The organism is Streptomyces sp. 378, assembly GCF_030124145.1.
Lineage (GTDB): Bacteria > Actinomycetota > Actinomycetes > Streptomycetales > Streptomycetaceae > Streptomyces.
On record NZ_JASKMS010000063.1, the window covers coordinates 1 to 12,791 of the forward strand.

A 12,791-nucleotide genomic window follows, 5' to 3' on the forward strand; every position below is an offset into this window, starting at 1 on the left:
ATGCTCGAGCGCGGGATCGTCGTCTCGTACGAGACCATCCGTCGCTGGTGCGCCAAGTTCGGGTCTAAAACTGACGATCATCGTTGACACCTGGGTCTCCGATCACTACGGAGATCCACATGCCGAAGCCCACTCCCACCACCCCGCCGCTTGACCGCGAGGCCAAGCGGCGCCTGGCGGTGATACGCCACGTCGAAGAAGTCACAGGGAACGTCGCGATGTCCTGCCGCTACTTCGGGATCAGCCGGCAGGCGTACTACACGTGGTACCGCCGCTACCAGGCCGAGGGCATCGAAGGCCTGCGCACCCACTCCAAGGCGCCCAAGACCTCGCCGAACGCGACCCACGCCGAGGTGGTCGGGAAGATCATCTACTTGCGGCAGAACTACCATTTCGGCCCGGAGAAGATAGCCATGTACCTCAAGCGGTACCACGACGTCACCATCAGCAAGTCAGGCGTGTGGCGCATCCTCCACCGCCTGGACATGGGCCGCCTGCCGGCCTCCCAGCGCTACAAGCGCCACGACCGCAGATGGAAGCGGTACGAGAAGCAGCTGCCCGGCCACCGGGTGCAGATCGACGTGGAAGTTCATCGAGCCGCTCGCCTCCGCACCCCAGGGCCGGCGCGGCGGGCGCAACAAGTACTACCAGTTCACCGCCATCGACGACTGCACCCGCCTACGGGTGCTGCGGCTCTATCCGCAACTGAACCAGAAGACCGCCATCCAGTTCCTCGACTACGTGTTGCAGCGCCTGCCGTTCCAGGTCGAGGTCATCCAGACCGACAATGGCGCGGAGTTCCAGTCCGCCTTCCACTGGCACGTGCTCGACAAGGGCATCGCCCACACCTACATCAAGCCCCGCACCCCGCGGCTGAACGGCAAGGTCGAACGCTCTCACCGCATCGACGCCGAGGAGTTCTACCGGCTCCTCGACGGCGTCGTCATCGACGACGCCGAGGTCTTCAACGACAAGCTGCGCGAATGGGAGGACTACTACAACTACCATCGCCCCCACGGCGGCCTCGGCGGCCAGACCCCCTACGAACGCCTCAAGCAGAAGACCACGGCCCAGGCGTAATCGATCAACGTCAGTGGCACAATGCCTGCCTCAAGGAAATACCCGCTGGAGTTGCGTGAGCGTGCGGTGCGGATGTACCGGACAGCCGAGCCGAAGCCCGTGATCCGTCGGATGGCCGAGGAACTCGGCGTGCATCACGAGGCCCTGCGGGGTTGGATCCGGCAGGCCGAGGCCGAGGCCGACGCCGGCGAGCGGGACGACATGCTCACCACGGAGGAGAAGGAAGAGCTCGCCCAGCTGCGGCGGGAGGTGCGGGAACTACGCCGTGCCAATGAGGTCCTGCGGACGGCCTCGGCTTTTTTCGCCGCGCAGCTCGACCCGACCCGGCCCAGGTGACCGCGCTCCTCGACGAGCACCCGCACCTGGGGGTCGAGCCCGTACTCCGGGAACTGCACATCCCCTCCTCCACCTACTACCGCTGGCGCCGGTCCGAGACCGAACCCTGTGAACGGCGCCGCGAGGACACCGAGCTGACCGGACAGATCCGGCAGATCCACCAGGATTCCGGCGGGATCTACGGATCGCCCAGAGTCCATGCCGTCCTGAAGCGCGAGGGCGTCCATGTCGGCCGCAAGCGGGTCGAGCGGCTCATGCGAGAAGCCGGCCTGGCGGGGATCAGCCCCCGCAGAAGCAAGGGTTTCACCCGCCGCGACCCGGACGCCGACCTCGCCCCAGACCTGGTGCAACGCGACTTCACGGCACACGCGCCGAACCGGCTGTGGGTCACCGACCTGACCATGATCCCCACCCTGGAGGGACCACTCTGGCTGTCGGCGATCCGCGATGCCTTCTCCCGCAGAGTCGTGGCCTGGGAGACCTCCGCCCGCGCGGACGCCGACCTGGTCCTCACCTCCCTCGAGTACGCGCTGGCCAGCCGCGAGGTCGCCCCTGGCGAACTCGTCCACCACGCCGATCACGGCACGCAATACACGTCTATCAAGCTCACAACACGCCTGGTCAGAGCAGGAGTTCAGGCGTCCATGGGCTCGGTCGGCGACTCCTTCGACAATGCCCTGGCGGAGAACCTATGGATGCTGATCAAGACCGAGTGCATCCGCGGACGCGTCTTCGCGACCAGGGCCGAGGCGAATCTCGCGCTCTTCGAGTACATCGACGGCTTCTATAACCCCCGCCGCATCCAGAAGCGGCTCGGCTACCTCAGCCCCATCGGGTTCGAGGAGAAGCACTACGCCGACCAGGCAGCGGCCGAACCAGTGAACCTGAAACCACGCCAACCCGCCCTGACCAGCTAGTCAGCCACCCCCGCGCAGCGGGGGAACCTCAGAACCTCCCGGTTCGTCCGCCAGCCCCGTCGCGCGCAGCCATGTCCCGACGCCTGCCGACACCTCTGCCTCGTGCGGATTCCGGGCGAAGGGGAAGGGCATGTGGAGATGACCTTCGATGAGGTCGTTGAGACGGGAGCCGGGGGCTCCGCCCGGTGCGGCGGTGGTGATCTCCTCATGCGTGGTCGACACCGTTGCCACCTGCCTCCTGGATTCCCTGTACGGCCGGCGAAGTGGTCGCCCGGGGCGTACGTGCGTCGGCGGTGCGCGCCGGTGCGCGGTGCGCAGATCATCATCAGTGACCTCGGTCCCAGCGTGACCGCCGGACGCGGCGGCGCGACGGGACCCGGGGGATGGCGCAGCCGCCAGTGGCGGGCGATGGTGGCCAGGGCCACCGTCATCTGGGCCATGGCGAAGGTGTCACCGAGGCACTTCCGGCTGCCCGCGGCGAAGGGGACCATCGGGCTGTACGGACCGTCGGCGTCGTTCTCGGACAGCCAGCGCTCCGGGCGGAACCGCTCGGGGTCGGGGAACGACGTGGGGGAGTGGTGCAGGAGATAGGGGCTGTACAGGACGGTGGTCCCCCGGGGCAGGCGCCGTCCGCCGAACTCGACGTCCCTGGTGGCGACCCGGGTGAAGAGCCAGCCGGGCGGGGAGTGGCGCAGGGTCTCGTCGATGACGGCGCGGGTGTGGACCAGGCGCGGCAGGTCGTCGGCGTTCGGGCGCCGGCGGTCGGCGAGCACGGTGTCGACCTCGGCGTGCAGGCGCCGCTCGGCCTCCGGGTTGCGGGCGAGGAGGCTGAAGGCGGAAGCCAGGCACAGGGAAGGGCTCTCGGCCCCGGTGAGCAGGAGGGAGACGAGTTGATCGTGCACCTCCTGGTCGGTGACCGGGGGTTCCGCACCGTCGGCGGCCGCAAGCAGCACCCCCAGCAGGTCGTCGCGTGCCTCGCCGGACCTGCGTCGCGCGACGGCCGCGTCGACGATCGCGTGCAGACGGGCGACCGCGTGCCGGTAGCGGCGGTTCGCGGGCGTGGGTATACGGAACAGGGCGTCGACCGGCACGACCGTCCGCACGAACAGGCCGCGGACGACGACGGCGAGACACCGGCGCACCTCCGCGGCCTTCGCGGCATCGAGCGAGTCGGTGAAGAGGACGCGGCTGCCCCCCCCGTCGTCAGGGTCATCATGGCCGCGCTGACGTCCACCTCCCGTCCCGCCCGCCAGGCGCCGCACACCGACTCGGCCTCCTCGCCCATCGGTTCCGTGTGATCGGCGACCCGGGCGGGACGGAAGGCGGGCTGCAACAGCCTGCGCTGCCTGCGGTGGTCGGCGTGCGGGCAGGTGACGACGCCGTCGCCCATCAGCGCTCGCAGCCGCTCGTAGAGCGGTCCGCCCTTGTCGAAGGTGCGGGTGTCCCTGAGCATTTCGTGGACCAGCCGTGGGTGGCACACCACCTAGGCGTGCAGGGGGCCGAGACGGATCTCCACCATGTCGCCGTGGGTGGGTATGGAATTCAGGAACTCCAGCGGGCGGCGGAACAAAGCGATACCGTGGGAGACGGACGGGAATATGCCTGGAGCAGTACCGGCCTTCCATGGCGTCCGTGGTTCGTTGAATACCACCTGTCTCAGCCGACACAACGGAATGCGGTGACGTTCCACCGACGTGACACCTGGATCGTGTCCTGCCCAGTTCAACCTGCTGCCCGTCGTGGCGACCCGTTTCTTCACGGGGGCGCACGGGAGCACGGAGAAGCATTTGGAATATGCCTGCTCCTTTCCGCGGGGGCGGCCCGAATGCCGCGCACGCAACTATCCGAACGCGGACCGCGTCTCCGTGAAGTTCACGCCGAGTTCGTTCCGGTGCCTTGGCAAGATCGAATGTCTCCGTGGTTCCGGTGAGGCGAACGAGACCGTCGTGGTCCACGGGCGACGGCTTCTTCTCGAGCACGAGCAGTGGTTCGACGTGGAGGACTGCGCGGCCGCGGCCGCGCGACGACGGAACCGGTGCCGGCTTTCTGATCCGCCGACGGGCTTCCAAGTGGGGCGGGGGCGTGCTGGGCCAGGGGCGACGCGGTCCGCGTCGCCGTGGCGTGTGACGACGCTGGCCGACCTTGCTCGCGGGCCGCGGGCCCAATCAGTGAGAATCGCTGTCCGCGTCGCCGCTCGGCGAAGCCGATCGCGAACGAACAGCGAGTACCGCGCTGGTCAGCGCGACGAGCACGAGGGCGGCTCCGGAGGCCGCCTGGTTGACCCGCACCATGTCGGTCGCGACGGTGGACCTGTAGTCCCCGAGGAACGCGGCCAGGACGAGTCCCGCACCGATGGCCATGACCACGTAGTCCGTGAAGCGGCCGACTGGACGCGACATCCGGACGATTGCGGCAATGATCACCACGATGCTGGCGCCGAGTTCGACGAGATGCGGACCGCGGAGTGCGGAGGGATAGTCCAGAATCCACAGGCAGACGAAGAGCCACACGCCGATCAGCAGCATGAGCAGGGTCAGCGGCCCTTTGCGCAGGCCCTGTGCGGAGGCGTCCCGGACCGTCGCGGTGGAGCGCGACGAGCGGTCGTTGGGGTTCTCGTTGCGGTTCACAGTGTCCGGTTAACCCAGAAGCGGCGGCTGAAGCACCTTCTTCGGAGACATCGCACCTCGTGGTGGTCGGTCGGCATCACCCCGACAGGGGGCTGCTCTCCTGGGCTCGGGGCGCGTGGGGCTTGTGGCGGGCCCAGGAGGCCAGGAGGACTCCGGCGACCAGGGAGCCGGTGAAGCCGGCGGCCATGTCCAGGATGGTGTCGTCGTAGCCGACGGCGATCGGCGCGCCGAGTACCTCCTTGCCGAACCACTCATACAGTTCCCACAGCAGCGCCACGGTGCAGCCCAGGCAGGTGGTGAGCAGGGGGACCGAGGCGATGCGCAGTTTGTGCGCCTTCAGCGGTGGCAGCATGCGCACGCGGATCAGCAACAGGTGCAACGTGACTGCAACCGTGCCGGGCGTGACCAGATGCAGGGCGGTGTCGTACCAGGGAGCGAGCTCGTACCAGTTCGCTGGTGAGGACCAGGCCGCCACCGACAGCACCACACATACCAGCAGGTCGACAGGGCTGCGCAGGCCGGCGAACCGGGGCACTAGCAGCGCCAGGAACAGAAGCCCGAAGCGGAAGATCCCTTCCAGGGAGAAGAAGACGGCGCCCACCGCGGAGACGAGGGCTCCGACTCTGATCAGGTCGGCGGCGAGACGACAGACGCGTTCGAGCGGCGTAGTGGTGTGGGCCATGACGCGCGGGTTTCCCAGCCGGCGGGCGCCAACCGGATATCCGCGGGCTGCGGCCGGATTCCCGTCGGCCGCAGCGGGGTACCGGGGCCTCTTCCGTGCTCCCGTGCGCCGCCGCACCCCTAGGGAGTGGCCGCCTGCCCGGGAAGGAGGGGATTGACCGTGCCAGTACGTCCGGGGGAACCGGGGGCGCGGAGTCTCGTCATCTGGTCGGTGACGCTGGCGGCCACCGTCGGGTTCGTCGTTCTCCTAGCACTCGTGCGCACCCGGTGGGCACCGGTTCGACGGGCCGATCAGGACGTGGCCGACGCGCTGAATGCGGTGGTGGCCGGGAACACGGTGCTCACCAGGTCCTTGAAGGTGCTCACCGATCTGGGCGGCACCCCGATGCTGCTGTGGCTGCTGGGTATCGGCACGCTGTGGCTGGTGCTGCGTCGCCAGTGGCGGATCGCCCCGTACGTCGTGATCACCGCGCTCGGCGCGATGGGCCTCAACGCGGTGATCAAGGAACTGGTGGGCCGGCTCCGCCCGGTGGTGGAGGAACCGCTGTCCCATCAGTCCGGCATGAGCTTCCCCAGCGGACACGCGCTCGGGTCGGCGGTGGTCTACGGGGTCCTGCTGTTGGTCTTCCTGCCCGTGACGCGACCTCGGGCACGCCCGGTGTTCGCGGGAGTGATGGTGACGGCCGTCGTCGTGGTGGGCCTGACCCGGATCGCCTTGGGGGTGCACTACCCCAGCGACGTACTCGCCGGATGGCTCCTGGGCCTGGTCTGGCTAGCCCTGACGGCCATCGCCTTCCGGCAGTGGCGCTGGGGCGCCCCTCCGGGGGCGCGAGGCATGCCCGGCCTGTCGGCGGGACTGGATCCCGCACCGGAGGAAGGGCTGCGGCCGGTCCCGCGGCAGCATCCGACCGCGCTGCCCCGCCCGGCGCACGCGCTGGTCGAGCTGCTGGTGGCATGGGCCCTGATCGCCGCTCTCCTGTACGGCCTGGGCTACCTCATCGTCGAGTCGGGGCCCGGTCCCGGGCCACCCGCGTGGGACCGGGCGGTCGCCGTGTGGGCGGCCAGTGTGCGCACCCCGTGGCTGGACACCGTGACCGGGTGGGTGGAGGTGCTCGGCGGGACGCCGGGGATCGTCGCCGGGGTTCTGGTGATCGGACCGCTCGGGGTGGCCGTCGCCCGCACCTGGCGGCCCATGGTGCTGCTGGCCCTGGGACTCGCCGGTGAACTCAGCCTGTACTTCGCCACCACCGCCGCCGTCTCCCGGGAGCGCCCGGAGGTCGTCCAGCTCAACACCGGCCTGCGGCCCATGGCCAGCTTCCCGTCCGGGCACGTGACGGCCATGCTGACGCTGACCCTGTGCGTCGCCGTCATCCTCTTCCGGGCCACCCGTGACCGCCGGTGGCGTCTGGCGGCCGTGGTCCTGGCCGTTCTGGCTCCGGCTGGCGTGGCGTTCCAGCGCCTGTACGCCGGGGTCCACCACCTCAGCGACGTCCTGGCGTCCCTCCTGCTGGCCGGGCTGTGGATGACGGCGTGCTGGTGGGTGACCCGGCCGCCGTCTCCAGACAGGCATGGGACTGCCGGGGTGCGGTGAGGGCCGTCACAGAGATCCTCGTTGTCGCCGAGCCATACGCCGAACAGCAGGTGCAAACCGGAGACGACGTGGTCGAACGGCCCGAGGGCGAGGAAGAAGCCGACCACGTGGGCGAGGAAGATGCGGCTCCCGGTCGAGTCGGCTGCATGCAGCAGATACGACAGCAGGGTCAGCAGCGTTCCGGCCGCGTTTTCCGCGGGTAAAGGTGGCCAGACTGCTCTTCGTGGACATTTCCCGGGCTACTTCCGCGAGGACGTGGCTCCCACAGGGAGCGTCCCCTCCACCGAGAAGATCGCGGCCATGACCGCTCCGCCGACAAGGTTGAGCACCAGTACAACGGCCCACAGCCGGCCCGGCTGGATCCAGGCCGAGCGCTGGTGCCGGTCGATCACTGCCGTGGTCGGGCCGAACAAGTTCTCGGTGAACAGCTCGGAGAGGCCGACCACAACGAAAACCACGCCGACCCGAAGGCGAGCGCACCGATGAGATGGGCCAGAGCAGGCCCCAGCAGGGGCCTGGCCAGTTCGTCCGCCATTGCGAGCGCCACGATGCCGAACACGATGGTGATACCGGCGATCCGACATGATGGCGCTCGGCTCCCTGATGAAGGGACTGCCGGAAAGGGAACGCCGCATTGTCAGGCTGTGCTTGCTCGCCTCCCTGCCCCGGCGAGAAGTCGCCGACATCGTCGGTATCTCGCAGATGCACGTCTCGCGCCTCCTGAACCGTGCATGTGCCTGTTGCGCCGCAGCCTCCTGGTCGGCTCACAAGTCCGGAGCCCGGCGCGCGCGATCAGCTGGGTGGTGCTGGTGCCTGCGATGGGGCCGTTGCCGTGGGAGAGGGGGCAGGGGGCCGCATCGCTCGGCACAGCCGGCGCCGCGCCGGCCAAGGCCGTGCTCTGCAGCCAGAACAACGAGCCGTCCCATTCGGTGCACGCGCAGCGGAGGTAACGCCCATCACCGAAGACGCGACAGTACCGTTCGATTGGCAGACCCCGTCGGAGCCGCGTTCGTCGTGTTACGGGCCTGGGCGACGGCCTGGTGCAGGAGCTGTGAGAGTCGCTGGTCGGCATCGGGGGCGGTGAGCAGGACGCGCAGGGAGTGTTCGAGGTGGCGGTGGCCCGGGCCGTGCCACCACAGCAGGTCGGCGATGCGGGCCGCCGTCTTCGGCGGACGGGCGTGGGAGAGCTGACGGGCCCGTTGGTGGCAGGCCGTGCTGTGCCGTTTCAGGCGCCGGGACGCGGGCTGTACGCGGCGGGCGGCGTCCACGACTGTGGCGACCAGCAGTGGCCCGTAGGCGCGGTCGGCGGGGTCTGCGTCGGCGAGGTCGGCGGCCAGCGGGAACAGGGCCTGGCGGGCGGTGTCGCTGACGGCATCGTTGACCGCGCGGGCGAGGCCGGCGAGTACCGGGTGGGTGCCGGTTGGGCTGTCGGTGAAGCGGCCGGTGGCCAGCAGCGAGGCGGCCTCCATCAGGCAGGCGCCGTCGTCGGGGTGCAGGTGGGCGAAGCGGCCGGGCGCGGGAAGACCGTCGGGAATCCCGCCGCGCGGTGGCCCGTCCGGCTGGGGGTTGGGTGGGGTGGGCATGGGCGGCCTCCTCACAGTCCGGTGGTGGCGTGCAGGATCAGGTAGAGGGCGGCAGCGGGCAGTCCGGCTCCGGGGAAGGTGAAGAGCCATGCGGTGAAGATGGAGCGGGCCACCTGCCAGCGCACGGCTGAGATGCGCCGGGTCGCGCCGGCGCCCAGGATGGAGGCGGTGATCGTCTGGGTGGTGGAGATCGGGGCCTCGAAGACGAACGCAGTGGTGTAGAGCACGCCTGTGGCGGCGGACTCGGCGGCGAAGCCGCGTGGCGGATCCAGGTGGACGATGCGCCGGCCCAGGGTGGTGATGATGCGGCGCCCTCCGCTGTAGGTGCCGGCGGCCATCGCCGCGGCCACGGCCACGATCACCCACAGGGGCACGGAGAAGTCGTCCTGCCAGCCCGCGGTGACCAGCGCCAGCACGATCACGCCCATGGTCTTCTGCGCGTCCTGCAGTCCGTGGCCCAGGGCCATGCCGGCGGCCGAGACGGTCTGTGCCATGCGGAAGCGGCGGGTCGTGGGGCGTGGGGCGGCACGGCGGAACGTCCACAGGATGGCGGCGTGCAGGACGTAGCCGAGGGCGACGCCCACCAGCGGGGACAGCAGCATGGGCAGCAGGACCTTGCTCAGGATGCCGGACCAGTGCACGGTCGCGGCGGCGGCGAGGGCGGCGCCGACCAGTCCTCCGATCAGGGCGTGGGAAGAGGAGGTCGGCAGCCCGCGCCACCAGGTGAAGACGTTCCAGCCGATCGCGCCGATGAGCGCGCTCATCACCAGCAGCAGGCCCGAGACCCCCTGGGGCGCGCCGACGATGCCGCTGCCGACGGTCTCGGCGACCTCGGTGCCCAGGAAGGCGCCGAAGAAGTTCATCACGGCGGCCATGCCCAGCGCGATGCGGGGAGTGAGGGCCCTGGTGGAGATGGACGTGGCGATCGCGTTCGCGGCGTCGTGGAAGCCGTTGGTGAAGTCAAACGTCAGTCCGACGATGATGATCAGCACCACGAGAGTGAGCTCCACGGCCGGATCACCTTTCGCCACGCACAGGATCTATAGGCACCTTCGCCCTGTCTTTTCCATCCTGGCGCGAAACAGTGCGCAGAGCCTGGCGCGACACCGTGGGCACCGATCACGACAGCTCACGCCCTGGTTGAAGGAGCGCCTCGCTGAGCCCGCGATGCTTCTTCGGCCGGGCGGTGCAGAGCAATCGTCAAGACTTGTGGATGGGCTGAAGGAAAATCGGGTTGCCGTTCACGTGTAGCAGGCCGAACGATTGCGCCTTGTGACGACTGCTGATGAGAAGCCGCTGTTCGATGACGCCAGGCCGGTCGCGTTGGTGACGGGCGTCGGCCGGTCCATCGGAATCGGTGTGGGGATCGCCCACCGACTGGCCGAGGCGGGCTGGAACGTCGCCTTCACGTACTGGACGCCGTACGACGCGCGCATGGCCTGGGGCATCGAGACGGACGCCGCGGACACGATCGCAAAGACCCTGGAGGAACGGGGCGCCGACACGGTGGCGATCGAGGCGGACCTCGCCGATCCTGATGCACCAGCGCGAGTCTTTGACCAGGCCCAGAGCCGCCTCGGCCACATCACCGCCTTGGTGATGTGCCACTGCGAGTCGGTGGACTCGGGCCTGCTCGACACCACTGTGGAGAGCTTTGACCGCCACTTCGCAGTCAACTCTCGTGCCTCCTGGCTGCTGATCCGCCAGTTCGGCCGACGCTTCCAGGGCGCCCCAGGAACCGGACGGGTGATCGCCCTCACCAGCGACCACACCGTCGGCAACCTGCCCTACAGGGCGAGCAAGGGCGCACTCGACCGCATCACCCTGGCCGCTGCCCACGAACTTGCCCACCTCGGGATCACCGCCAACGTGATCAACCCCGGCCCGGTCGACACCGGCTGGATGTCCGACGACATCCGCGACCACGTACTGCGCCAGACACCGCTGGGACGTCTGGGCAGCCCGCAGGGCACCGCCCACTTGGTGGACTTCCTGTGCTCACCGCAGGGGCAGTGGATCAATGGGCAACTCCTGAAGAGTAACGGTGGTTTCGCCAGCTGACCGGCCTGACTATGCGGCCTCCTCACGCTCGACCAGGACGCCGTTCTTGAACCTGGCGCCGGACCGGACCAGGGCGACGAGGTGGGCGCCGGTGATCGCCCGCCATCGGTCCTGGGCGGACTCGACGAGCTTGAACACCAACGCCAGGGCGGCGGCCGGGCTGCCGGCCCCGCGGGTGACCTTCGTGCGGAGCTTGACGGTGGAGAAGGTTGACTCGGTGGGGTTGGTGGTCCGCAGGTGGACCCAGTGCTCGGCCGGGAAGTCGTAGAACGCCAGCAGTTCGTCCGCGTCGTCGGTGATCTTCGCGACGGCCTTGGGCCACTTGGCGCCGTAGGTGCGGGCGAACTCCTCGATCGCCTTCTCCGCGTGGGTGCGGTCCTCGGCGTTGTAGATCTCCTGCATCGCCTTCGTCGCGCCCGGCTGTGCGGACTTCGGCAGGCAGTTCGTGACATTACGGGCTTTATGAACCCAGCAGCGCTGGTGCCGGGCGGTCGGGAACACCTCGGCCAGGGCCTTCCACAGGCCCATCGCGCCGTCGCCGATGACCAGCTCGGGGTCGCGCATGCCGCGGCGGCGGCAGTCCCGGAGCAGGTCGGCCCAGGACTCGGTAGACTCCCGTAGCCCTTCCGCAAGCGCGATCAGTTCCTTGGTGCCGTCCAGGCGGACGCCGAGCAGGACCAGGACACACGAGTGGACCTGGCCGAGCCGGACCTTCGGGCGCACGCCATCGGCCCACACGTAGACGAAGTCGGTCTGCGACAGGTCCCTCTGCTGGAAGGCCGCGTGGTCGTCCTGCCACTGCTTCGTCAGCCGGGTCACGGTGGCGGGCGAGAGGCCGGCCGTGCCGCCGAGGAATTGCTCCAGCGCGGGCACGAAGTCCCCGGAGGACAGTCCGTGCAGGTAGAGCAGTGGCAGCACCTCGGAGATCTTCGGCGACTTGCGGCACCAGGGCGCCAGGATCTTCGAGGAGAACCGCTTGCGCTCGCCGGTCACATCGTCGACGCGGCGGTCGTTCACCCGCGGAGCCCGCACCTCGACCGGGCCGGCCGCGGTGACCACGGTCCGGGCGTGATGGTGGCCGTTGCGAACCACCAGGCGATGGCCGACCTGATCTGTCTCGGCTGCCAACTCGGCTATGTACTGATTGACTTCCGTCTCCAGTGCGGCGGCGAGCATCCGGCGGGCGCCCTCGCGGACGATCTCATCGATCAGGGAGCCGGACTGGGTGGAGCCGTCGTCGGTCACTACGCTGAGCACGGGCGTGCCTTCCTGACCCGCGCTGCGAACGCGGGCCTACTCGGACATCACGGGATCATCGGGAAGATACGCCTTCTGCGTCCCGCTCTGGAACTGATCCACAAGTCCTGAGCATTGCTCGGCGGTGTGCAGGGGCGTAGCCCAGGACGCAGCCCTCGACCTCGATGGCGCTATCACGGCGCCGGACGAAAAGTGCGCAGGCGATAGCGGCCGCCGCCAGCTCCCGGCCATCCGCCACCGCAGCGCGCCGGGAAGTGCCGTCGGCGCCTTCGGCGGACGCCGCCGTTCACAGCGCCGCCATGAACCGAATGGGCCGGGCTGGAGCCGGGCTCTTCCGGCTGACGGCACCGCCGAGGGTGCTTCACCGCGATGGGGCTGTTCGTTGGTTTCATCCTCACCTATCCGATGAACTGGCTGGAGATCAAAGCCGGTTACAAGCACGGCATGAGAACGCCCCAATCGTGACGCTCCGGAAGATCGGCATCGTCGCCGCCATGTGGGCGCTCGGCCTGGCGAGCCTGGTCGGCTCCGCCCTCGTGCGGTCCCGCAGGGAGGGTAGGGCGACTCGAAAGGTGAGTGGCCGGGGTTGGCTCTCAGTGGACGTTAAGTCCGATCTTTCTCAGTTCGTGATCACTCGATCGAGGTACTGGTCGCCGGG

11 protein-coding genes and 2 pseudogenes are annotated in these 12,791 nt (G+C 69.1%); 6 read left to right on the plus strand and 7 right to left on the minus strand.

The window, feature by feature from the left end; all coding sequences use genetic code 11:
• The first annotated feature begins 119 nt into the window (after window positions 1–119).
• The 3 genes and pseudogenes from QNO09_RS40230 (at window position 120) to QNO09_RS39085 (ending at window position 2,333) form a co-directional block, all read left to right on the plus strand.
• A pseudogene (locus QNO09_RS40230) lies at window positions 120–1,080 on the plus strand (IS481 family transposase).
• A 21-nt stretch (window positions 1,081–1,101) separates the two neighbouring features.
• Window positions 1,102–1,416: a transposase gene (locus QNO09_RS39080; RefSeq protein WP_283974984.1), complete on the plus strand. Its 315-nt coding sequence runs from the start codon at window positions 1,102–1,104 to the stop codon at window positions 1,414–1,416.
• Window positions 1,413–2,333, plus strand: a complete 921-nt coding sequence (locus QNO09_RS39085) for an IS3 family transposase (protein ID WP_283974985.1) — start codon at window positions 1,413–1,415, stop codon at window positions 2,331–2,333. Before QNO09_RS39080 ends, QNO09_RS39085 begins: the two co-directional genes overlap by 4 nt.
• Here the strand turns inward: QNO09_RS39085 and QNO09_RS39090 are convergent.
• The 3 genes from QNO09_RS39090 to QNO09_RS39100 all read right to left on the minus strand — a co-directional run bounded on the left by QNO09_RS39090 (window position 2,330) and on the right by QNO09_RS39100 (window position 5,642).
• Window positions 2,330–3,595 (minus strand): cytochrome P450, encoded by a 1,266-nt coding sequence (locus QNO09_RS39090; RefSeq protein ID WP_283974986.1) that lies wholly within the window; start codon window positions 3,593–3,595, stop codon window positions 2,330–2,332. The genes QNO09_RS39085 and QNO09_RS39090 overlap by 4 nt on opposite strands.
• Before the next feature lie 903 nt (window positions 3,596–4,498).
• A complete protein-coding gene (locus QNO09_RS39095) occupies window positions 4,499–4,960 on the minus strand; it encodes an SPW repeat domain-containing protein (RefSeq protein WP_283974987.1) in 462 nt (153 codons plus the stop codon).
• A 76-nt stretch (window positions 4,961–5,036) separates the two neighbouring features.
• On the minus strand, window positions 5,037–5,642 hold the full coding sequence (locus QNO09_RS39100) for a DUF2238 domain-containing protein (protein ID WP_283974988.1): 606 nt from the start codon (window positions 5,640–5,642) through the stop codon (window positions 5,037–5,039).
• A 159-nt stretch (window positions 5,643–5,801) separates the two neighbouring features.
• On the opposite strand from QNO09_RS39100, the gene QNO09_RS39105 reads away from it, so the two are divergent.
• Window positions 5,802–7,232, plus strand: a complete 1,431-nt coding sequence (locus tag QNO09_RS39105) for a phosphatase PAP2 family protein (RefSeq protein ID WP_283974989.1) — start codon at window positions 5,802–5,804, stop codon at window positions 7,230–7,232.
• A gap of 239 nt (window positions 7,233–7,471) precedes the next feature.
• Here QNO09_RS39105 and QNO09_RS39110 read toward each other — a convergent pair whose 3' ends face one another.
• On the minus strand, window positions 7,472–7,690 hold the full coding sequence (locus QNO09_RS39110) for a formate/nitrite transporter family protein (RefSeq protein ID WP_283974990.1): 219 nt from the start codon (window positions 7,688–7,690) through the stop codon (window positions 7,472–7,474).
• Window positions 7,691–7,835: 145 nt separating this feature from the next.
• Here QNO09_RS39110 and QNO09_RS39115 point away from each other — a divergent pair.
• Window positions 7,836–7,916: pseudogene (locus QNO09_RS39115) on the plus strand (hypothetical protein); the annotation flags it as partial.
• A gap of 272 nt (window positions 7,917–8,188) precedes the next feature.
• On the opposite strand, the gene QNO09_RS39120 reads toward QNO09_RS39115, so the two are convergent.
• The gene (locus QNO09_RS39120) at window positions 8,189–8,815 is read right to left on the minus strand and encodes a hypothetical protein (protein WP_283974991.1); all 627 of its coding nucleotides are present in this window, start codon (window positions 8,813–8,815) and stop codon (window positions 8,189–8,191) included.
• Window positions 8,816–8,826: 11 nt separating this feature from the next.
• Window positions 8,827–9,825 carry an inorganic phosphate transporter gene (locus tag QNO09_RS39125; RefSeq protein WP_283974992.1) on the minus strand — a complete coding sequence of 333 codons (999 nt, stop codon included), beginning with the start codon at window positions 9,823–9,825 and terminating at the stop codon, window positions 8,827–8,829.
• Between the two features lie 262 nt (window positions 9,826–10,087).
• Between QNO09_RS39125 and QNO09_RS39130 the strand changes: the two genes are divergently transcribed.
• On the plus strand, window positions 10,088–10,876 hold the full coding sequence (locus QNO09_RS39130) for an SDR family oxidoreductase (protein WP_283974993.1): 789 nt from the start codon (window positions 10,088–10,090) through the stop codon (window positions 10,874–10,876).
• A gap of 9 nt (window positions 10,877–10,885) precedes the next feature.
• Here the strand turns inward: QNO09_RS39130 and QNO09_RS39135 are convergent, their stop codons facing one another.
• A complete protein-coding gene (locus QNO09_RS39135) occupies window positions 10,886–12,133 on the minus strand; it encodes an IS256 family transposase (protein WP_283974994.1) in 1,248 nt (415 codons plus the stop codon).
• Window positions 12,134–12,791 lie beyond the last annotated feature (658 nt).

Bases quoted from the DNA above. Each gene is read 5' to 3' on its own strand.
- QNO09_RS39080 (WP_283974984.1), top strand. From the start codon at position 1,102: ATGCCTGCCTCAAGGAAATACCCGCTGGAGTTGCGTGAGCGTGCGGTG.
- QNO09_RS39100 (WP_283974988.1), bottom strand. From the start codon at position 5,642: ATGGCCCACACCACTACGCCGCTCGAACGCGTCTGTCGTCTCGCCGCC.
- QNO09_RS39120 (WP_283974991.1), bottom strand. From the start codon at position 8,815: ATGCCCACCCCACCCAACCCCCAGCCGGACGGGCCACCGCGCGGCGGG.